This is a genomic window from Pararhizobium gei (genome assembly GCF_029223885.1).
Classification (GTDB): domain Bacteria; phylum Pseudomonadota; class Alphaproteobacteria; order Rhizobiales; family Rhizobiaceae; genus Pararhizobium; species Pararhizobium gei.
Genome location: NZ_CP119409.1, coordinates 4,022,291 through 4,044,222 on the forward strand (window position 1 = coordinate 4,022,291; position 21,932 = coordinate 4,044,222).

General features: G+C 60.8%; 12 protein-coding genes. 3 read left to right on the top strand and 9 right to left on the bottom strand.

The window, feature by feature from the left end; translation table 11 throughout:
* Nucleotides 1-130: 130 nt before the first annotated feature.
* The 9 genes from PY308_RS19530 to PY308_RS19570 form a co-directional block, all read right to left on the bottom strand.
* Complete coding sequence (locus tag PY308_RS19530) at nt 131-2,332, bottom strand: cellulose synthase (protein ID WP_275785944.1); 2,202 nt, start codon at nt 2,330-2,332, stop codon at nt 131-133.
* The gene (locus PY308_RS19535) at nt 2,329-3,381 is read right to left on the bottom strand and encodes a family 8 glycosyl hydrolase (protein WP_434064173.1); all 1,053 of its coding nucleotides are present in this window, start codon (nt 3,379-3,381) and stop codon (nt 2,329-2,331) included. The genes PY308_RS19530 and PY308_RS19535 overlap by 4 nt, the downstream gene beginning before the upstream one ends.
* Entirely contained in the window at nt 3,378-5,726 is a 2,349-nt protein-coding gene (locus PY308_RS19540; RefSeq protein ID WP_275785950.1) for a cellulose biosynthesis cyclic di-GMP-binding regulatory protein BcsB, read from the bottom strand. The genes PY308_RS19535 and PY308_RS19540 overlap by 4 nt, the downstream gene beginning before the upstream one ends.
* Nucleotides 5,723-7,912 carry a UDP-forming cellulose synthase catalytic subunit gene (gene bcsA / locus PY308_RS19545; protein ID WP_275791203.1) on the bottom strand — a complete coding sequence of 730 codons (2,190 nt, stop codon included), beginning with the start codon at nt 7,910-7,912 and terminating at the stop codon, nt 5,723-5,725. Before bcsA ends, PY308_RS19540 begins: the two co-directional genes overlap by 4 nt.
* 99 nt (nt 7,913-8,011) lie before the next feature.
* Nucleotides 8,012-8,938, bottom strand: coding sequence for a cellulose biosynthesis protein BcsN (bcsN, locus tag PY308_RS19550; protein ID WP_275785952.1), 927 nt, complete (start codon nt 8,936-8,938; stop codon nt 8,012-8,014).
* Between the two features lie 160 nt (nt 8,939-9,098).
* Nucleotides 9,099-11,183 (bottom strand): penicillin-binding protein 1C, encoded by a 2,085-nt coding sequence (gene pbpC / locus PY308_RS19555; protein ID WP_434064174.1) that lies wholly within the window; start codon nt 11,181-11,183, stop codon nt 9,099-9,101.
* Nucleotides 11,183-16,636, bottom strand: a complete 5,454-nt coding sequence (locus PY308_RS19560) for an alpha-2-macroglobulin family protein (protein ID WP_275785954.1) — start codon at nt 16,634-16,636, stop codon at nt 11,183-11,185. Before PY308_RS19560 ends, pbpC begins: the two co-directional genes overlap by 1 nt.
* 248 nt (nt 16,637-16,884) lie before the next feature.
* Nucleotides 16,885-18,273: an FAD/NAD(P)-binding protein gene (locus PY308_RS19565; RefSeq protein WP_275785956.1), complete on the bottom strand. Its 1,389-nt coding sequence runs from the start codon at nt 18,271-18,273 to the stop codon at nt 16,885-16,887.
* Between the two features lie 172 nt (nt 18,274-18,445).
* Complete coding sequence (locus PY308_RS19570; protein ID WP_275785960.1) at nt 18,446-18,835, bottom strand: BRA0787 family protein; 390 nt, start codon at nt 18,833-18,835, stop codon at nt 18,446-18,448.
* Between the two features lie 213 nt (nt 18,836-19,048).
* On the opposite strand from PY308_RS19570, the gene PY308_RS19575 reads away from it, so the two are divergent.
* The 3 genes from PY308_RS19575 to PY308_RS19585 all read left to right on the top strand — a co-directional run bounded on the left by PY308_RS19575 (nt 19,049) and on the right by PY308_RS19585 (nt 21,922).
* Nucleotides 19,049-19,747 (top strand): FadR/GntR family transcriptional regulator, encoded by a 699-nt coding sequence (locus PY308_RS19575; RefSeq protein WP_275785964.1) that lies wholly within the window; start codon nt 19,049-19,051, stop codon nt 19,745-19,747.
* A gap of 18 nt (nt 19,748-19,765) precedes the next feature.
* Entirely contained in the window at nt 19,766-20,968 is a 1,203-nt protein-coding gene (locus PY308_RS19580; protein WP_275785966.1) for a mandelate racemase/muconate lactonizing enzyme family protein, read from the top strand.
* Between the two features lie 78 nt (nt 20,969-21,046).
* Nucleotides 21,047-21,922, top strand: a complete 876-nt coding sequence (locus PY308_RS19585) for a DMT family transporter (RefSeq protein ID WP_275791206.1) — start codon at nt 21,047-21,049, stop codon at nt 21,920-21,922.
* Nucleotides 21,923-21,932: the final 10 nt, after the last annotated feature.

Consider the following 21,932-nt stretch of genomic DNA (forward strand, 5'->3'; position numbering starts at 1 on the left):
TTCCGCAGTCCCCGGCATGCGGCATCGAATGGAACCGGCCGCCATGTCTGCCTAGTTCGCAAAGGGATTTTGCCCCTGATGACTTGATTGCTCCGGCGGATGACCTGCAAGCCGACGCGAATGTCGACGGTCAGTTCTTTTCGTGGAGAATGTCGTTGATGATCGCAACGCCGCGCTGGCCATCGCTGCTGCCGACCGAGGCGAGCGCTTCGAACACGCGGAGGGCATCGCCATAGCGCTTCATTTTGAGATAGGCGTAGCCCCGCAGTGACATCAGGTCTGTTCTTTCCGGTGTGATCTGCTTCAACTGGTCGAGAGCGAGCAGCGCCTCCCTGGGGCGGCCGGCATCGAAGGCGGCAATGGCCTTGTCGGAAAGGATTGCTTTTTGCAACTCCATGGCGCGGGCGCGGTTCTGCGGCGCCTTGACCGCTGCAACCGCCGCTTTGCTTGCAAGGCCTGCCCGCAGATAGGCAAGGCTCTGGCCATAGGCTGCGTCTTCACGCGCTTTGGAGGATGCGCTCAAAAGACCGACCTCGAAAGCGGCCGCTGCTTCGAGGGGCCGGTTGATTTCCATCAGACACCAGCCGCGCGTCAACGCCGCTTCCGGTGGAAGGATCTGGGGATCGATCGTCCTCCGGCAACCGGTCACCCGGACCGTGGCGGCCCTGCGCGGGCGCTGACGAACGACAACATCGTCGATTTGTGCTTCGTCTGAAGTCCCTGAAACGGCCACCAAGGGTGTGCGCGCCGGCTGCCTGTTCGGGCGGCGGCTATCGCTGGCAGCCACAGGCACCTGGCTGCGGGCTGCTATATCTTGCGGCTCCTGTTCCTCCTCGCCGAGTTTCGCAATCCGTTCCGATCTGCCGGCCCACAGCCGCTGCATCTGGGCCACGCCAACCAGGTCTTCAAGCTGCAGGTAGGTGATCGCCAGGCCATAGGCAGAGGGTTCGTCGTCCAGCTTCCATCCAAGCGCCGTCTTGAACCATTGAACCGCCGTCTTCGGCTGGTTCAACGCCCGCGCATACCAGCCGAACTGTTGGGCCGTCGCAGGATCGCGTGACTTGACCGTTTCCGTGGCTATTCGTCTTAGAACTTCGGGTTTTATGGCGAGCGGTGGATCGACGGCAAGCAAGTTTGCTGTTGCCGCGAGATAGACTGCTTTTGCTTCCGGCGAAGCGTCACGCCATCGGTAGATCACATCTTCCGCTTCGAGGGGCATTTTCCGTTCGATCAGGATGAGCGCGAGGCCCTGCGACGCGGTGGCGCTGTCTTCCTTGTCGCGGGCGCGGCGGAACCATTTTTCCGCCGCCACGCTGTCTCCGCGCGGCAAGTAATGCCAGCCAAGCAATAGCGCGTCGGATGGAAGGCCATTCTTTTCGGCCAATTGCTCGACTCGCGAAACATATTGCGGCGCAATCACGAGTTTTTCGTCGGCATTGCCCTCCGCTACGAAGCGGCGCGCCAGATCGTCGCGGATGGCTTCGAACTCGCCCGTGCCATCCGGAGCCGTCTTCTCCTTGGACATCAAGTCTTCGATCGACTTCAGCGGGAGCAGGCTGGCAGCCTTCTGGACTGTCGCAAGACGCTCGCCCGGAGCAGGGCAATTGTTGAGAACATAGGCATAGGCGTCGCTTGCCCTTTGCGGCTTTCCGGTGTGGAAAAAAGCCTCGGCGACACGCCAGAGAACATCGACCTCGCTGCAGGTCAGAAGGCTTGGCGTCTGCGCGCCGATCGTCACGACGGTTTCATATTGCTTGAGATCCGAAGCATTGATCAGGCGCAGCCTTGCCTCCGCAACGGAAAGCCGCTCGATCAAATCGGCCGGAGGCTTCCAGGTGGCGTCCGCCGCCTGCCTCTCGGCAATCGCCTTGCGGACCTCGGCATAAAGGGCTTGAGAATAGAGCTGCCACATGGTTTCCAGCTGCTTGTCCTCGTTTTGAGGAATAGCCAGCGGATCCTTCGGCGGCGTCCATTCGGGATAGAGAGCCTTCAGGCGGGAGATTTCAGCCTGAAGGCGCGCGGTGTCGCCCTGGCTTGCAAAATAGCGCAAGGCGCTCTCGTCCACCTTTGCGGCGGTCGCTGTTGCCGCAGTGACCACGGCATCGAGGGCTGCCGGCGCCGGCCGCTTGATCTCCTGGAACACCGGTTTTTTCTGAGCAAAGCCTTGAACCTGCGCAAGCCGCTCCTGCCGCGGATTTCCCGGCTGCGCTGCATCTTCGTCGCCGGATTGGGAAAAGACCGACAGGGCTTTTTGCAGATAATCCGGCTTCTTCAAACCGACAAAGCCAACGGCGGCAATGATTGCTGTGATGGCTATGAAGGACGGCTTCATAAACACTCCGGCTGCCTGGCAGCAGTAAACGATAGCCCCAGCAGATGGAGCGTGGACGGATAATACAGCGTTGGCGTGAATTGTTTAATATTCGCGGGCAACGCCGTCTTGTCCACCAAACAGGCCAGAATATGGTTAACAATTTGATAACCCGCATCGGAAAGCACGGCCCTTGGCGTTGCGGAATCAAGATCGTAGATCGCGGCGGATCCCTCCGGCAGGCTTCCCTGTCTGCGGAATCTGGACAGAATTTCCCGATCCGTCACGCCGCCACGGAGGAGGTAAAGCGGAATGCGCAGAGCATTATATCCATATTCTGACGGGAAGCCGATTGCAGGCCTCGGCGCAGCCTTGACCGACACCCAGTCTGCGGGAAGCTGCTGCACGCCGAAGCGCATCTCACCGAGAAGCGCAATTCCGTCGTCACCAAGCTTTTTCCACAGCGGCGACGGTGCCAACCGGTCGAGGACAGGGAAACTCTCGAATATCCAATAGGATGGATTGATCACCGGGCCATCTGGACGGTCGCTCGTGGAAAAGCCGCTGGCGGCCGGCAAAAGCAAAGTCCGGCCGTTTTTCTCGATGACGGTCTTGTCCAGAATGGCGCGGGCGATGGCTCTGCCTGCCGCGGTGTATTCCGGCTGTTTCCATCGTTCGCCGGCCAGACCCAGAGCGTACGCAATGAGGATGTCGCCATCGGTCGCATTGTTGATATCGGTGATGTGCGGCTTGGTCGTCGGGCTCCATTTCCAGGCTGCCAGCCCGTCGTTGCGCAGCATCAGTTCGGTGCGTGTGAAGAACCAGATCAGGGCAAAGTCTGGCGGACTGTCGGCAAGCACCGACAGCAGAAGGCCGTAGCCTTGCCCCTCGCTGTGGCTGATGCCGCCGTTTCCATCGTCGATGATACGTCCGGCAGGATCGAGGAACTTGCTCTTGTAAGCCTGCCAGACTTCTGCCGTGATCGTCGCTTGCTGTGCCGCGGCAGGAGCAATCTGAACAAAAAGAGACATGATGACGGCCGTAACAAGCTTCGCCAGCCTCGCCGTCATTTCCGCCGTCCGAGATTGCCCAGCAATGTTGCTGTCGCCAGTCCCAAAAGAACGCCAAGTGCCGCCAGAAGGACGGCATAGGACAGGATGTTGGAGGACAACCAGTTGGCGGCGATCAGCCGGTAGTTGGACAAAGAAGCTGGCTGGGTGGGAACGAAGCTGAATGCGTTGATCGGAACCGTCTCTACGGTGTTGGTGCCGCGTTCGTAGGTCGTGATCTGACCGGCAAGCTGCTGCCAGTTGTCTCTGGCGCTTAGCGCCTGCATGCCCTCACGCAGATCCTTGCCGGAGGGCGCTGCGACCAGGGACCATGTGCCGCTTCCGTCAGGGCTCGGACTCTGGGCAATCAACAGCGATGCTTCGCTGGAGGGCGTAAAACTCGTATTGCCTGCCGCTGCAAACCGCAATGTGGACAGGGATATATCGAAGTTTTGTTTCAACCATGTCTCGAGCGCATCAATCTGCGCTCCCCAGATGCCGCCGCGGAGCCTGCTGCTCCATTCGCTGAGCGCGGTCTCCGTGTCGATCGAACCGGCCTGCTCGCCGGTATCCGGCCCCCATGCATTGCGGCTCGCCTCGGCGATGTTCATCTGCGTCAGCAGCTTTTGCGGCATCTGCGACAGCGCGCCGATGAACACGGCGCTCCGGTTTCCGATTAGAGCAGGCGATGCCACCGTTTCCACGGCAATCGGGTGTCCGGAGGCCGCCGCAAGCCGGCCGAGAAAGGTCGCAGCCGCTGACAAGGTGTCGGCATCGACCCGGTCCAGGAAAAGCGGATTGGCAGTGTCGTTTCTGCCATAGGGGAACCCTGTCCCGGCCGCGGCGGCAAGATTGGGCAGTTGGGCGATCCGCGCGAAATCCGGCATATGGAATTCGGACGTGTCGAAGATTGCAAAGCGCGCTGTCTCCGAGCCCGTGGCACCCGGCACGCAGGTCGTGTCGTCTTCCGTCTGGAGAATCGCCTCGATCGCGATCGTGTTCACGCCTGGACGGAAATGCCGCATGGTCACATTGATCGGAAGATGGCGAAGGAGGCCCCCGCCGGAGGACGTGATCGGGATCGTCGAAGCGATATTGCCGTTGACGTAGACATCGATATGGCTGCCGGGAAGCACCGCTTCCGAATAGGCGGCGTCGAGCAGAATGACGGCTTCGCCATAGGCGTTGGCGTAGAAATCCGCTGGCACGCCGACGGTGAAATCAGTGCGGAACCGCCGTCCGGAAAATTGCTCGGTGTCGATGCCGAGTTGCGAAAAGCGCAGACGTGTATCGGAGAACAGGAACGGCGCATCCGGAGAGCGCCAGCGCTGTGTTGCCAGAACCTCCCGACGGGTGGCCGGGCCGCCGACATCCGTCGGTGCCACGATGCTTTCTATGGCGGCACTGATCGCCTGCCATGTCGGACCGCTGAGGACGAGGATGGATGACCGGCTGGCCGGGTCTTCGATAAATCCCGCAACGGGACCGGACGCCGCACCTGCGGGAAGCGACGGAAGAAGCGGCTGGATCTCTGCCGGCGTTCCGATGAGAACGGTCAATTCTCCCGGCTGGGTCTTTGTCAGATCGCGCTGGCTGAACGAAAACGACTGGTTCGGCATGTCGGTGAAAACGGCGAGACCTTGCGCCAGGCGCATGAGGGGGATCGTGGCGCCCGACTGTTCCAGGGCGGGCACCACGAAATTGAAGCCTGTCAGCCCCTTTTCATTGACACCGATGGCCCGGATATCGTCCAGGCTCTGCAGATTTTGCGCGGTCCGGTCGCCAAAGGAGATGTAGGTTTTTTCCGCATCGATGTTCGACCAGAGTTGGTAGGTTGATTCGACCGTGCAATCGGTCCTGTGGCGTTGGTTGTTTCGCATGCGGACGAGGTTCGCACCCGGCTTCAGCAGATCCTTGGGAAGGGCGAACCTGAGTTGCGAAACGGCATCCGGCGACTGTATGGCTTGATCGGCGACAATCGTATCGTTGACCTCGATCGTTAACCGTGAGGTCTCCGGCGCGACAAAGATCGAATTCTGATAACCGATATGGAGCTCGGCAGCCGTAGCCGCCTGTTGCGGAGTGAGATAGACCGACCAAACCCGGTTTTCGCGCTCGCCGTTCAGATCCAGCTTGCCATCGGGCAAAAGATAGCGCCTGAAAGTTTCATTTGCGGCCGGATCGCTGGCGGGCACGGTGACCGCAGGCTGGGTTGTCTGGTCGTTGGCCGGCTGTCCGTGGTCGGACGGCGCCTGCTCGACCTCAGGCGTCGCAGACCGCTCCGGGCTCATGTCGAAGGATGTTTGCGCCTGCAGGGAAGCGCCTTGTGCCAGAAGCACGGCCAGAGCCAGAAGCAGCAGCCTCATGTTCGCTTCGCCTCCTCGGCCAGCCTTGCCTTATCGCGGGCACCCGGATTGCTGAACAGATACATCAGGCCACGCGTCGTCTGGTAAAAGGCGAGCCCGAAGAACCAGATCGTGCCGCGCAAAAGTCCCGGATTGCCGCGCCGCGACATCTGGAATTGTGTCCATTGCTGCGAATTGGCAAAGATCAGATCGGCAATCAGACTATGATCGCGCGCCGCTTCCGGCAGATAGAGACAGCCGACGGTCACGATTTCCCCAGCAGCACTGGTGTTGCGGATCGCCACCGGCAGGATCTCTTCATGATCGCCGCTATAGGGCGTGAAGCGGATCAGGCCGCGCTTGTTCAACGGCAGACTGCCGAGATTTTTGGCATAAACGTTAACGCGCGCTCCGTTGACCGATACATTGTCGATCGTCGCTGGATACCATTGATCGTCGATCCCGAATTCACACCGGCGTGTGACGCTGACGCGGCGCGTGGCCGAGAGTTCACCGCGCTCGGACACCACACCGAGCGCGCAGCCGGCAAGGATCAGATTGAGAATGTTCCAGCCGCCGACCACCAGGGTGACATCCGCCTTGTAAGGCTCGGCATAGACGCGGTAGGCCGTTACGAACACGGCGAACAGAAGAATACCGAAGATCACGAAAAACGGCCGGCTGATTTCCGAGAGGCGGCTGACGAGCACGGATTCGTCCTTTGCCGTCACCTTGAAGCTCGGCTTGCGCGGATTGAGGATCGCTGAAACCACCGCGGGCAAGAGATGGATGGTCTGCACATATTCGTAGAGCTCGGAAATCCAAGGCCAGCGGAACGAGCCGTAGAGATAGTTCTGCATCATCAGGTTCACGAGCATGTAGGCGAGGGTATACCCAAGGAACTCGCCGCCGGACGCCGTGAAGATCTCCAGATCGAAGAACAGGTAGAAGAGCGGCGCAAACAGGAAGATTGTCCGGGGAAAAGGGAACAGCCAGAACAGGGTTGAAGACGTGTAACAAAGCCGCTGCGGTATAGACAGGCCACGTTTCAGGGGTGGGAACTTGAACCGAAGAATCTGCATCATGCCCTGGGCCCAGCGGCTGCGCTGGCCGATGAAACTGGCAAAGGTCGCCGGTTGCAACCCTGCGATCAGCGGCCGATCGACATAGACGCTGTTCCAGCCGCTGGCATGGAGGTCGATGGCGGTCTCGCAGTCCTCGGTGATGCTAACCCCGCTGAAACCGCCGGTCTGATCGAGTGCCTGGCGGCGCAGGACTGCTGCGGAGCCACAGAAGAAGGAGGCGTTCCACTTGTCGAGGCCCCGCTGAATGATGCCGTAAAACATCTCGTTCTCGCTGGGCATCCTCTCGAACGTCCTGAGATTACGCTCGACCGGATCGGGATTGAGAAAGAAATGCGGCGTCTGGACCAGAAACAGTTTCGGATCGTCCTCGAAATAGCCAACCGTCTCCAGTAGAAAATCACGTGTCGGGGCATGATCAGCATCGAAAATAGCCAGCAGTTCGCCTTGCGAATGCTTCATACCGTTGTTGAGATTTCCCGCCTTGGCATGCTCGTTTCGGTCGCGGGTCAGGTATCGAACGTCAAGATCGTTGCACAGCACCTGTAGGTCCTGATGCCGCGCCTTGGCCATCTGGTCTTCCAGCAGATTGGCGGAGTTGCGCTTCTGCAGCGTGCCGCCGTCATCCAGCAGCCAGACGGTCAGCTTGTCCGCCGGATAATCCATGGCCTTCGCCGCGGCAAGAGTGTTTGCAAGCAGCTCGGAATCTTCGTTGTAGGTGGGGACGAAGACATCGACGCTGGGGAATTTACCCTCCGAAGCCGCACGCGAAGGGCGCGATGGCAGCGGCATTGAAACCACGAACAGACTGAGCGCCAGCATCATCACGCTGTACATTTCCGCAAGATAGAGCAGAAGGCCGGGAATGAAGTTTTCGATCTGGTTGACCGGCGGAAGCGTGCTCGTCGTGCGCCAGTAGACATAGCGCATCACGATGGCCGTGCCGAAGGCAAGCGCCGTCAGGCGCCATGTCCCCTCGGCCCGCAGAATCTTGATCAGCGCCATGAACGTCACCACGGCAATGCTGGCGATCAACTGGGTCTGAAGATTGATGGGCAGCGTTACCAGCGCAATGACCCCGAAGGAGGCGATGGCCCAGAAGAGGATGATACCAACCTTGCGCATGGCTTCATTGCCTTTCAGGAGACGCCCGCTTTCCGTTCGCAGGCGCATTCCTCGTGCCACGATCGACAATCATGCGATCGACCTTCGTAGCTGACGAAACTACTTACACGCCGCGGCGTCCTCCGGCTGCGTTACACAGGCTGGCGAGGGAACAACGACAGCCTCTATATCCGCGCTTGTTGGTAAAGGAAGGGTTTCTTCCCGTACAGCTTCCCTCGCAGGCTGCACTTTTTCCAGAGTCCTTAGCGGCCGGACCGTCGTTTTAACCGGTCGAGGCCGTGTTTCACGGATAACTGGGACCGCCGCATCGCGCAGATCCTCCGTTTTCGGATAGATTGGATTGCCCGTGCGCCCAAGGCCTGGATCGGCTTTCGACGGCTCACCATAGGGGTTCCAGCCGGCCGCGTTGAATGCGCCACGGATGGTGTAGCCGTACATGACGCTCAGCAGCTTTTCCTCGCTGGCGCCCTCCTCGCAAAGGCGCAGGCGCACCTGGATCGTTCCCCTGTTCTGGAAAACCGTCCGCTCGCCATCGAGCGACCGGACCTGCTGCCAGGCATAGATACAAGCATCGTTTCCCCGCCCGCGGCCATAGGCATAGCCGAAGGGACCATAATTGTTCTGCAGGAAGAGTGGAGACCGCGCCAAGGCAACGCCCGGTATGGCGGCGCGCATCTCCTTTGAAATCTCGCTTGCGCGGATGGAAGAGTAGCCGAGAGACTTTTGCCCGTCCATCTGAAGGCCGACCGGCCCGAAAAGCTGGACGCGCAGGAAATTCTGCCCGGGTGTCGAGGCAGAGGTGAACAGGAAGATATCCTGCTGTGTGCTGTTGCTGAAACGCCGTTCGACGATGCTGACGACCGAGGGGCCGCCGGCCGCCGGCAGGGCGAAGGCCGTTTCGTCCGGGACCGATATGGCCGCGTCGGACAGGCGGACGCCGTCGCGTGCACCACAGCCGGCAAGTGTCACCAGGGTCAGAACGCCCGCAAGCACTTGCCGAAGAGATGGAGAGGCAAATACAGGCAAAAAATCCCCTTTTTCCCGGCGCGCATCGCCCATCGATGCGAATCGACCGAATCAGGCCGTTACCACTGTTAGAACATGAGGGGGGATTCGGGAATCCTCATTAGGTGCAGTCGCTGCGTTGCCCGTGTTGACGGATCGCCACTGGTGCATCCTGGTCACGTCAGTTCAGAAAGACGCGGACGCTTGTTGCCCTGCCTGCAGCGTCGATGACCGTAAGGGTGGAATAGCCTGCGCCATCCGGAACCCACTGGTTGACACGGCGGCGTGACGTCTCCGCCAGCGGCTTTCCATTGGCAAGCCAGCGGAAGGGCGCCCGGCCGCCCTGCAGCTTTAGAACCAGCGGCATCGGTTGACCTGCCGCATCCACGCCCAGTTCCACCCGCGCACCCTCCGGAGGATAGACGATCTGCGGCGCTGCCTCCCTGAAAGCCGAAGAGGCAAGGCCGCCCGCGGACCAGGAAAATCGCCTCTGGCTGATGGGCAATTGCGCCTGGGTAAGGCGCACCGCACCGATAGGCGGGCGCGGAAGCGGCGTGACCGCGAGGCCGGATTTCACAAACCCCTCGAACAGGATGGGGGCGGCGCTGCCATAACCCGTAATGCCGGGAACGGCGCCGTTGTCCGGCCGGCCGACCCAGACGCCGAGAACATGGCGGCCGTCGAAGCCGACCGACCAGGCATCCCGGTAGCCGTAGCTGGTGCCTGTCTTATACGCGATGCCGCGCTGCACGGCACCTGCCGGCGGCAGAACGCCGGACAGGATATCCGAAACCTGCCATGTGGCGGCAGGATCGAGCACCGGCTCGCCGTCGATCTGGCCGGGCTGATCCTGGATTCCGTCGCCAAGGCGCATCGGCTTTCCGCGATTGGCCAGAGCCACGTAAAGCTGAACGAGGTCTTTCAGGGTGATGCCGAGGCCGCCGAGACCGATCGCAAGCCCGGGAGCCTCATTCTGCTGCAACACCGGCCGCACATCCGCCCGTCGGAAGCGCATCATCATCCGGCTTGGACCGACGGCATCCAGCAGCCGGACGGCAGGAACATTCAAGGACAGTTGCAGCGCCTGACGAATGCTGACATCGCCCTGATAGGTCATGTCGAAATTGCGCGGACGATAGCCGAAGAAATCGGCCGGCCGGTCCTCGATAATGGTTTCCTGAGCCACAAGACCTTCCTCGAAGGCGAGGCCGTAGATGAAAGGCTTGAGCGTCGATCCCGGCGAACGCGAGGTGCGCGTCATGTCGATCCAGCCCGAACGGCTTGCATCGAAATAGTCGGCCGATCCGACTTCGCCGATAATTTCGCCGGTGCGCGCATCCGCCATGACCATGGCGATCGAGACGCGGGGTCCGAGCTTTGCTGCCGCATCCTTTGCCACCGCCTCCAGCGCCTTTTGAACCGGGCGCCGCAGGGTCGTCTGGTGACGGATCGCTTTTGGCTCTTTGCGTAACGCTGCTTCCGCGACATGGGCGGCGAAGGCCGGAAGCTGCAAGCGCCGGCCGGGAACAGCAACGAGGCCTGCCCGCTCCGCCTCACCCTCCCCGATCACCGCCGAGACGGCCATGCGTTCGAGAACGCGCTTGCGCGCCGCTTCGGCCGTTTTGAGATGCCGGTCCGGTCGCCGCTTCTCCGGCAATTGCGGCAGTGCCACCAGGAGCGCGGCTTCGGACACGCTCAACCGGCGCGGCTCCTTGCCAAAATAGGCAAGGCTTGCCGCACGAACGCCTTCCAGATTGCCACCATAGGGCGCATGGGTGAGATAGAGATCGAGGATTTCAGCTTTGCTGAGACGCCGTTCGATCTGGATCGCGCGCGCGAGCTGGCGAAGCTTGGCGACGAATGACCGGCTTTCGCGCGGTTCGAGCAGGCGCGCCACCTGCATGGACAAGGTCGATGCGCCGGACACGATCCGACCATGCGTCGCAAACTGCCAGCCGGCCCGCAACAATGCCAGAGGATCGATGCCCTTGTGCTGCCAGAAGCGTTGATCTTCATAGGCAACCAGCATCCGGACGAACTGCGGATCGACATCCCTGGCCGTTGTTTTCAGCCGCCAGCGTCCGTCCGCTGTCGCGAACGCCCGAAGCAACTGATCGTCCTTATCCAGGACTTCGGCCGAGACGATCTTTCCAGCCTCCAGCGGTGGCGGAAAGGCTTGGTCGGCCGCCACAAGCCCGATAGCGGCCGCCACACACAGGAAGGGCGCGGCGGCCAGAGCAACGAAACTCGGTCTCCACATCGCCATTACTCAACCGCCCGAACCTCCATGCGCCCGGTCGCGGTGCGCGCGGAAAACTGCGGCCGGTACATGTCTTCAATGTTGGCGGCAGGATGGTCATAGGTGCCCGGCGTGACCGCGCGCACGACATAGGCGAAGGTAATCGACCGGTTGTCGCCAGCGGAACGATCGAAAGCGGCGACGAAGCGGTCGCTGCGGAACTCCGTATGGGCGGCCTCGATATCGCCGATCCATTCGAAGTTGGTGAGCTTGGCACTGTCCACGAGGCTCGGATTGTCGATCTCGAAACCGGCCGGCAGGAGGTCGGTGATCAGAACCCGCGACGGCCAGGAATTGCTCTCCGTGGCATTGATGACGACGACATAGCGCTCGTTCTGCCGGGCTTCGGTGACATTCGCCTCCTGTCCGTCCAGCGTGTAGTAGGTTCTCTGGATCGAGAAGCCATTACCGCCGGCTGGCAGCGGGAACGCGGGTGCCGCGACGGTGGTGACAACCGCGGTGACAGGATCGGCGGATGTGTTGGCGATGGTCATCGGTTGGTCGAGAACCTCGTCGCCGGTGAGGCGTGCCGCGTAGCCGCCGCTGCGGGCCGTGCCGTTGATGGAAAGCCGTATCCCCTCGTCTCCCTGTCCGACAGCCCGCGCCGCAAGCAGCGTCCACATCTGCTCCTGCGTGCTGGTATAGGAAGCCTGCTCCCAGTCCTTCGCGACGATCTTCGACATTTGCGGAATGATGGCCGGCACCGGCCGGCTTTCGGCAGCCAGCGTCAGCACCGCCGCATTGTCGCGCAAGGGCGAGCCATAGTCGGAGCGGTCGAGACTGTTGAGCTTAGCGTCTGACGCCATCTGCAGCGCTTCGCCGAAGATCGTTCCCGACCGCGGCGCGTCGCCATACAGCGCAAGCGCCGCCGCCAGATGTCCCTTCGACAGCGGTGTCGGGAAGTCCGCAAGCTTCGTGTCGGCATAATAGCGCAGGTCGCTGATCGCGGCCTTGCGGTTACGGGCGAGCACATAGAGCGCATAGGCGATTTCGTTGCCTTGGGTCTTCACATCGACATCGTAGCTCAAGGCATTCTGCAGGTTGTCGAGCGCCTGGATCATGGCCTGGTCCGGTACCTGGTATTTCTGCTCGCGGGCCCGGGTCAGGAAATCGCTGACATAGGCATCCAGCCAGAGATCGCCGGAACCCGGGCTCCAAAGGCCGAAGCTGCCGGTCGAGGACTGATAGGAGAGAACGCGGTAGATCGCTTCCTGCACCCGCTTTTGTACGTCGGGCTCGTCCGGCAGGCCGGACTGTTTGGCCAATTCGCTGAGATAGAGCAACGGCAAGGCACGGCTGGTCGTCTGCTCGGCACAGCCATAGGGGTAGCGCTCGAGTGACGTCAGAAGGGCCGGTACATCGAACGCGGCGGACCGAGTGACGCTGACGCTGACGGCGGAGCCCTGCAGCATGCTTTCGGCCAGCAATTCGCTGTCAATGCGCAGGCTGGCATTCGGCTCGATGACCACCGGGTGACGGGTGGTCACCGGAAGGGCCGCCGGGCGGACCGGCACGAAGACCGACTGCAGCAGCGATAGCCCATCCGCGCTTGTCAGTTCGATGAAAACAGCACCCGCACCCGGATGAATGCCGGAGATCGGCAACGTCACGTCGAACTTGCCGCCTGGCTTGACTGTAAAGGTCTGGGTCGCCTTTTCGGCGTCGATGACCAGGGAGGAGTCGCTCGATACCTTGAGGTTGAGTTCACCGGCGGGGCTGTCTGTATTGGCGATGTCGAGACGCAGTTCCGCCTTGTCTCCCGGCGCCAGGAATTGCGGCAGGCTCGCCGTGACCACCACGGGATCGCGGATCACCACATCCGCGCTTGCGTGACCGACGCCGGTTTTCGACCAGGCGACCGCCATGACGCGGGCCGTGCCGTTGAACTGCGGAATGTCGAAGCTGATGATCGCCTTGCCGCTCGCATCGAGTTCGACGGGCCCGGAGAAGAAAGCGACGAGCTTTTCCTTGGGAGGGTTTCCTTGCAGCGGCATCTGTCCACCGTCGCCGCCGGTCCGCAGGCGGCCCGTGGCGCCGAGCGACCCGTCGATCAGCCGGCCGTAAATGTCGCGGATTTCAAGCCCGAGCTGCCGCTGGCCGAAATACCAGCCATCCGGATCGGGAACCGTGTACCGCGTCAGGTTAAGGATGCCGACATCGACGGCGGCCACCGTGACATAGGCTTCCTCCCCCACCCCGGCGCCAGCGACTTCGACGGGGATATTCAGGGTCTGGCGCGGCAGTGTTTTTTCCGGAACGTCGAGCTTGACGGACAACTTGCGGTCTGCCGGATCGACAGCCAGCCATTTGACGCCGATGGAACGCATCGGCAGGCGGCTTTCCTGCGCGTCGCCGGGACGGTAGAGAGTTGCCGTGACATAGGCTCCGGCACCGAAATCACCGGTCACCGGAATATCGATTTCGCCACCGCCTGCGGCGATCGTCGCCGTCCTGGTGGCAACCAGTTTTTCCGAGCCGATCGTAATCAGCGCCTCGCCGGCGAAACGGGGCGAAATCCTGAGTTTCGCCGTGTCGCCAACTGCGTAATGTTCCTTGTCCAGCGCGATTTCGAGGCCATCTGGCGTTTCCGTGGAGCTTGCCGCGACATACCAGCCGGAATCGAACTCGACGCTCGATGTCGGTCCGTCGGGGTCGGCGGTTTCGACTTCCAGCCGGTATCTGCCCCAGCCTGCCGAAAGCGAAATCTCGCCCCCGTCCGTGGTTAAATCCAGCCTGCCGGTCGAAACCTGCTTTGTGGAAATAACCGGCTCATATTTCCAGGACGTGCCGTCCCGATACCATTGATAATCCTGCTCGACGCGCAGCAATTTCCAGATCAGGCCGGTCTTTGCCAGCTTGCTGCCGTTTTGATCGACGGCAATCACATGGAACCGTCCGACGGCATTTTCGCCAAGCTCGCCCGAAAACTGCGGCTTGATGCCGATCATTTCGCCGTCCTGCTTGACAGGCAGAACCAGCGACCGCTCGACGGCGCGACCGCCGGCTTCCTGGACGCGCACCGTGATCGTGGCATTGAGCAATTGCGTGGTGGACGGCATATCGGAGAGATTGACGTCGAATGTCGCCTTGCCATCCACGTCCAGCGGTTCCAGCGCTTCGAGCGGCGTACGGCTCTCTTCCGTCGCCTCCTCATCCGACAGACCGAAAGCATAGCCCTTGAAGTTTGCATTGTCGCGTGATGGCTTCAGGCTGACTTCGCCTTCAAGTTCAAGTCCCGCGGCCGGAGCGCCATACAGGAAGCGGCCTTCGATGGTGACCGGCGCAGGCTGGCCGACCTCAATTTCCTTGACGGCGCTCGCCAGATCGAATTCGATCCGGTCCGGCACGAAATCATCGACCTGAAACTGCTTTTCGCTGATCGCCGTGCCCTTGGGATCGGTGTAGATCTGTACTGTCCAGGTGCCGCGCATCGCATTGGGTTGCAGGTCGAAATCGAGCGTATAGCCGCCGGCCTGGCCACCATTGTTGACGACGCGCCGGTCTTCGACCCCGTCCGGACGCATGAAGACGAAGGTCAGGGGTAGCGTGTCGATCGCGACGGATGCACTGTCGCGCGCAAGGGCCGACACATGCACGGTCTCCCCGACACGGTAGATGCCGCGTTCCGTCCAAGTCAGAACATCGATCGCACCCGGCGCCGCACGGCCGGTGACGCCCCGATCGGACAGATCGAAGCCGGCACGTGTCAGATCGAGGAACACGTAGTCGTCGTTGCTGCCCTGTGCCGTAATGACGGCGGCGCTCATGGCCGCCGTGCCGCGCAGAAGCCCGGCATCGAAGCTTGCCCGGCCATCCGCATCTGTTGTTGCGGTTCCGAGGATCTCGTTGTTCTTGGCAAGGAGATCCAGTTTTACGCCGTTCATCGGCCTGGCTGTCGCCAGCGAGCGCGCGAAAACGCTCAGGCCATCGGTGCCGGAATAGGTTGAGAGGCCGATATCGGAGACGACGAACCACTGGGTGGCCTGGGCGTCCCATTCGTTGGATGCCGCAGTCGCCGAGACGGCGGTTAGCACGTAGACGCCCGGCTTGCGCTGCGGCAGCGCCTCATCGACCGGAAAGCTGGTTACCACTTCCTTGTTGATATCAGTGGCGATGTCGATGGTTCCCTGCCAGACCATCTCGCCGCTTTCGTCCTGGATGCGCTGGGCGCTGTATCCATCCAGCTGCGTCAGGAACTGCGAGGCCGTCAGCAGCGAAGCGATATTACGGTCGCCGACCCGGTAGAGCTTGAGATTGGCGCTTGTCGTATTGACCGAAACGATCGGGATGCCGCGGCGCGCGGTTCCAGGCAGAACAAAGCTGTCACCGGTGAACCGCACGAAGGCGGCACGGTCGGGAATATAGACGTCGAGATTGAGAGGGGCTTCCAGAGCTTCATCGGCAATGGACGAAGGAAGCCCTGGCCGAAGCGCGATTTTGTAGCGCTCCCCATGGCTGAGGCCCTCGACGCAGATTTCGCTGCCTTTCGCTTCAAGCGCCTTTGGGGTCGCGCCGTCCAGTGTAACAAATGGCGTGTAATCGACCCCGGCCTTGACGAGGGGCTCTGAAAATTGAACGCAGACGCGCGGTATCGCACTGTCCGAATCGATCTTATGTTCGGTGACGCGGAAACCCTGCCGGTTCCTCAGCATCATGTAGGATTCCCGGACGCTCTTGGCCTCGACAAGCGCGAGGCTTGATTTGTAGGCGCTCAGCGAAGCCCTGAAGTTTTCGGAATTTTCCAAAGCCTTTGCGAGCACCGCAAGCGCATCGGCCCGGCTCTGGGTTGACCGTGTCAATTGATATCCATTGATCGCGGCAAGAGACGCCTGAACGGCAAACGACGTATTGCCGTAAACCCGGTTGGCGGCCCTCGCCGCTTCGACCCACAAGGCGCCGTCATCCGGCGCGATTGCCAGCGCCCCCTGAAACGCCTTCAACGCCGGAGCGACATTGCCTGCGGCCAATTCCCGATAGGCGACTGCGACCAGACCGTTCAGCCCGAGACCTTCCTGATCCGGCTCCAGCGCCAGCCGGGCCTTGGCGGTGCGCGCATCGTCCAGTTGCTGCTGCGTCAGAAACGGCAGGACCGGCGGCGCGCCGATGTCGGGTTGCGACATATTTGTTTGGACGATTTTGCCGGCAATGGCGCCGTTGAAGCTGTTGATTTTATTATAGTCAGACTTCAGGAAGCACCATTTGACCTTGGGATTGTAGGTAAATGCGCGGCAGGAGGCATCGCCGATGCAGACTTTTTCGCATTCGGCAAGCGTCACGTCCTGCTCTGTACGCAAATCAAATCCGAAATAGTCGCTGTTTTCCGTCGTAACGACCCGCCGTCCCGTTTCCTCCGCATGAATGCTCGAAGAAAAAGCGATAGCCGCAACGATTAACACACAAATTCGGATGAACGCCTGCATAGAATAATCCCCCAATGCTTCCTGACCCCGATTTACTCTTTTCCACTTGGCATTGGTTGTCAATCGATGCAGCCGGCAGCCAAACTGAGATCTTATTGGGTCTTACGGATGAAGGGAGGGTTTTATTCGGCACAGATCGCTATAAGAGCGCCCACGTTGCACTTGAATAAAACAGCACGGCCGATGCGGCGAATTCTTGAAAGAAAATGCCGTGTTTGATTCATGTTCGTCCGGGACGGAACGTGCACTTAGCCGGCCTGCAGATGCGGCTGAGATCTTGCGTTGATCAGTGCCGCCGCGGCATAGGCCTGGGCCACGATTTCCGGAACGAGGTCGATGTCCGGCAACGAGCCCAGACCAAGAGGTCCCACGGCGAAAAGACCGGCGGGCCGGCCGTGCGGCGTCAGCAACTCGCCGGCAGGATTGACCGCAAGACCAAGGCCCAGCTCGTCAGGGGTCGCCAGTCCGGCGCGGAGCGCCGCGGCAATGGCAGGGTTATCGAGATCCGGAGCAAGGCAGCGGCAGTCGATGACGTCGTCTGCGGCAAAAAACTCTTCGAGCGATCCGCCCGCCCAGCGCACCAGCAGACCGCCCGGCAAATGTTTCAACGTCGTGCCGCGTTTCAATTCGGTCAAACCGCCGGAAAGCTCCCGTTCCAGTCGGGCATGCAAATCTGCCGGCAGCCTGTTGCGATGACTGTCGTAGATCGCTCTCAAATGGCGGTTGAACTGACGCTTTTCGCTGGGGGGAAGCGATGCCCACAGGGTCCTGGCCCGCTTGCGCAGGCCGTTGATCGCCGCCTGCCAGCTCCAGCCGTTTTCCTCGGCCTCCGCGCAGGCTTTGCGCACGAAACGCACGATGTGCCGAAGCTGAGACGGCATCGGCTCCGAAGGGAAAACCGCGTCGGCGGGCATGCGCGTATGCGGCTGCGGAAGAAAGCCGCGACGTGACAGGATGGTAATATGACCCTCATACCCTCCGTCGCGCAACTGAAGGACCTGATCCACGGCGCGCAATCCATTGCCCATCACCACGATATGACGGCCAGTCTTCAAAACAGAGCTGTGATCCCCGGCAAAGTGCTGCGCTTGATCCTCGGTCGCCTTCAAGCCGTAGCCGGTGGCGAGGATTGCGGCATCATAGGCAGCCTCGGCACCATCGGGGCTTGTCAGCACAAACTGTCCAAGATCGGTGCGGCGGATATTGTCAATGCCAGAATTGGACATCTGGACCGACACGTCGGTGCGCTGAGCAAGAGCCTCCGAAAAACGCTGATAGACATATTCGCTGAATGTCGCCTTCGGCACGAAGATCTGGCCGAAGCCGGGTATCGCGGCGGAGACAGCTTCCCGGAAATCCGGATTGGCTTGCAGCCACCGGGTGAAGTCCTTGGGCTCACCCATGGAGACCGACAGATCCCGCGCGCGACTGTTCAATATTTCGGTCGAGCGCGCAGTTGCCAGGGCCTGCCCTCCGCTGACGATCGGCTGTGGATCGAATATGCGCAGATGAAAGGGCTGACCGACGGTCTTCAGCAAGGCGATTGCCGCCATCAGACCCGAGAACCCGCGTCCGACGATCGCGATCTGCGGAACGTCTTTCCCATAAGTATGCGGTGAAAAGCGGCGTACGGTCATGTCATCCTTCCCCCGCTTTACGCGGCCGGGCTAATGGAACCTTGGCACTGTCAATCACACGCCCGCATCAATGCGGTAGTCTACTAATTTTGTCATATAATCACGACAACTGGTTTGTATCAAGCGGTTTGAGCGGCCTGCCTGTCTTGCAGGCGATCTGCCGACGCCGGCCCTATAGGGTGCCAGCCGGCTTGGTGCGTATTGTCCCGATTTTGTGAATGAAAGCATTGACGTCGCCGCCAAGCCGCAACTCCCGCTTTCGGATGAGCACGGCCATCACGCGCGCAGCCGTCGAAAACGTGATCTCATCCAGGGGGCCGTTGTTCAACGGCCTGGTGAGCCGCTCGGTGATGGCGCTCACCATGTTGTTGGGCAGGATATCCGTGCAGTGTCGCATATGATCGAAGACCTGCTGGATCGAAATTTCCGTTCCCTGAAAATCGACAGTTGGCGCCGGCGCGCCCTCGTTCCAGTCGTCATAAGCCTCCAGCGCATCACGAAAAAGCTGATGCAATGTGATCGGCGCATGCCCCTCATGAAGGGGAGGGAGTAAATAGCTCATCTGAACATCCTCGCATCGTTGAACACGGTGTTTGGTGCCGACACACATCGACTTAACTTTGAACGCGGCCGGCCCGGAAAGGTTGCATAAGCTGGAAGGATATCGATACCACTTTCCAGATTCTGCCCCAGTGATAGACGTCGTAACTTCCCTTTCGTCAAAAGCTATAATATAGCTTTATAAAAGCAATATGATTAAATGAGTCTGTGGAACATGACGGGCAGCGGAGGCGATTTTGTTACGGGCGCGATCGCATCGATAACGCGTTTGATCCGTGATAAAGAGCTCAAGCCGGGCGATCACCTCCCCGCCGAAGCTGTTCTTTCGTCACAGTTGCAGGTGTCGCGGACAGTGATACGCGAAGCTTTGCGCTCGTTGGCGGCCCTTCGTCTGGTCGATCTCGGCGTTGGCAAGCGGCCTACCATTGCTCAACTCGATGATGCCTCCATGGCCATGATGATCGAGCACGGGTTTGTCACCGACCAGATCGACATCCTGCAAATATACGACGTGCGACGCACGATCGAAACCCGCACGGCAACGCTGGCAGCCCTCAGGCGCACGGATGCAGAGGCGCTTCTGATCCTCCGACACGCTCGGGAAATGGTCAATGCCTTTGGCGATCCCGTGGCGATCATGGAGCATGACATTGCATTTCATGTCGCGATCGCGCGCGCATCGCGCAATCCGGTCTTCGCCCTCATCATCGGCGCGTTTCAGGGCGTAACGCGCGAGACCTGGCCGATCAGCTGGAAGAGCCGCACCGGTGATAGCGAACGCCGGGCGATGAATGCTCTTCATGCCGAACTGGCACAGGCCATTTCCGACAGCGATCCACAGGCTGCGGCGACGTTGATGCACCGCCACTTCGATCTCAGCATCAAGGCCCTGCTGGCGGCAGGGCTCACCTGATAAAACGAAGGACATGTCATGAAAATCACCGGCCTCGAAACTGTCCGCGTCGCGGAGCGTGCCAATCTGCTCTGGTTGCTGGTCCATACCGACGAGGGTATTACCGGCCTTGGCGAGACTTTTTTCGGCGCCCAGACAGTGGAAGCCTATGTACACGAATATATCGCGCCGCGGGTCATCGGATGCGATCCGCTGCAGATCGACCTTCTGGCCGCAGACCTTGTCGGTTATCTCGGTTTTCGATCATCCGGCGCCGAAGTGCGCGGCAATTCGGCCTTTGACATCGCGCTCTGGGACATTTTCGGCAAGGCGACCGGTATGCCGATTGCGCAGCTCCTGGGCGGCTTTACCCGCCGCGAAATCCGAACCTACAACACCTGCGCCGGGACCGAATACATCAAGAAGGCGACCGGACAGACCACCGCCAATTACGGCTTGTCCGAAGGTCGGGACTATGACGACCTCAACGGCTTCCTGAACAACGCCGACGAACTTGCCCATTCTCTGCTGGAAGAGGGCATTACGGCGATGAAGATCTGGCCCTTCGATGCCGCCGCGGAAAAGACCCGCGGTCAGTATATCTCGATGCCCGATCTCGACCAGGCTTTGCAGCCATTCGAGAAGATCCGTGCGGCGGTTGGCAACAGGATGGATATCATGGTCGAGTTCCATTCGATGTGGCAGCTTTTGCCCGCCATGCAGATTGCCAAGGCGCTCGCGCCATACCAGACCTTCTGGCACGAAGACCCGATCAAGATGGACAGCCTGTCGAGCCTTGCGCGCTATGCAGCGGTATCGCCGGCGCCGATTTCCGCATCGGAGACCCTTGGCTCGCGCTGGGCCTTCCGCGATCTTCTGGAAACTGGCGCTGCCGGGGTTATGATGCTCGATATTTCCTGGTGCGGCGGCCTGTCGGAGGCGCGCAAGATCGCCGCGATGGCCGAGGCCTGGCATTTGCCCGTGGCGCCGCACGACTGCACCGGCCCTGTCGTGCTCTGCGCCTCCACCCACCTGTCTCTCAACGCACCGAATGCGCTGGTGCAGGAAAGCGTGCGTGCCTTTTATCGCACCTGGTACCGGGATCTGGTAACGGCCTTGCCGGAAGTGAAAAACGGGATGATCACCGTTCCCCCGGGCCCGGGCCTCGGCATGGAGCTCAACCCGGAACTGGACCGCGCCTTTACAGTCAGTCGCCGCCTTTCGGATGCGGCCAGCCTGTAGCGCTTGAACGAAAAGACATATGGGAGGCTTTACGTGACAACGATACAAACCCGCAGCGCTGGTTGGGGAGCATCGGCGATGGCAGGTCCGATGATCATGCTGCTCGGTATGCTGATGTTTGCGCTCAACGATGCGATGGGCAAATGGCTGGTGGCGAGCTATGGATTGGGACAGGTCATCCTGATCCGCAGCCTGGCGGCCCTCGTCATCCTGGCGCCGTTCCTCTGGCAGGCCGGCCTTACGTCGATCACCTCGGCCGAGCAGCCCTGGATGCAGTTTGCCCGCGTCGTGTTTTCCACATTGGAGGTCTTCTGCTTCTATTATGCAGTGATGTATCTGCCGCTGGCCGATGTCATGACCTATTGGCTGGCAGCACCGATCTATGTCGCGGCGGCCTCTCCTTTTCTACTCGGGGAAAAGGTCGGCTGGCGGCGCTGGTGCGCCATCGCTGCCGGATTCGTGGGTGTCATCATCACCCTGGAGCCGTCAAGCGCGATGTTCACCATGCCGGCCCTCATCTCGATCATCGGCAGCGGCGCCTTCGCCTTCATGCTCCTGTCCGGACGCGGCCTGCGCAACACGCCCGACAAGACGCTGGTGTTCTTTCAGGTTACGGGAGCGGGTCTCGCGGGCCTCGCCTTCGCGCCGGTCGACTGGTCGCCGATTTCATCCGGACTTGATCTGGCCCTGCTCAGTTTGCTGGGCATCGTGGCGATGGCGGCCCATATGCTGGTCAACCGCGCGCTAAAAATCTCGGATGCGGCCACCGTCGCACCGCTGCAATACACACTTCTGCTCTGGGCCGTGGTGTTCGGGTGGATTTTTTTTGGAGACGTGCCAAGGCTCGGCATGCTGGCAGGCGCAGCCCTGATCGTTGCCTCCGGCCTGTTCATCTTCTTCCGTGAACGGCAGTTGAAGAAGCGCGATGCGGTCCTGCCCGCCCTATCGGAGTGATATTTACGCA